This window comes from Streptococcus sp. CCH8-H5, assembly GCF_001556505.1.
In the GTDB taxonomy this organism is placed as follows: Bacteria; Bacillota; Bacilli; order Lactobacillales; family Streptococcaceae; genus Streptococcus.
Genome location: NZ_LSIZ01000137.1, coordinates 1 through 493, shown reverse-complemented (window position 1 = coordinate 493; position 493 = coordinate 1). Strand labels below are relative to the sequence as shown.

Sequence of the window (493 nt, the reverse complement as noted above, 5' to 3'; positions counted from 1 at the left end):
GTTAACTACTACAACCCAGTAAGCAAGACAGTTGAAAAACCAAACAAACCAACTGAAAAACGTGTCAACAGTGTTCCAATCTCAGTAGAATTCAACTTCACTAAGAAATTGGAAGGTCGTGACCTTAAAGCTGGCGAATTCACATTCGAGTTGAAAGATAGCGACAATGTTGTGATTGCAACTGCAACCAACGATGCAGCTGGTAAGATTAAATTCTCTCCAGTAGAGTACACAAATAAAGCTGGTAAAACTGTTACAGCCCTTAAATACCAGAAGGGTCAAGAAGGTACTTACAAGTACACTGTAACAGAGGTTAAGGGTACAGATGCAACTGTCACTTATGATGAAATGGCTGCTGTTGTAACCGTTACTGTATCTCATGATGGTACAGCGAAAGCCTTGATCACAAACGTGACAGACCCTGCTGATAAAGAATTTAACAACCGTGTAACACCTCCAGAAGAACCTAAGTTCCAACCAGAGAAATACGTTG

1 protein-coding gene is annotated in these 493 nt (G+C 40.6%); it reads left to right on the top strand.

The features are described from left to right. Positions 1 to 493, top strand: a 493-nt coding sequence (locus AX663_RS08970; protein ID WP_156430781.1) for a Spy0128 family protein, incomplete at both ends; no start/stop codon positions are given.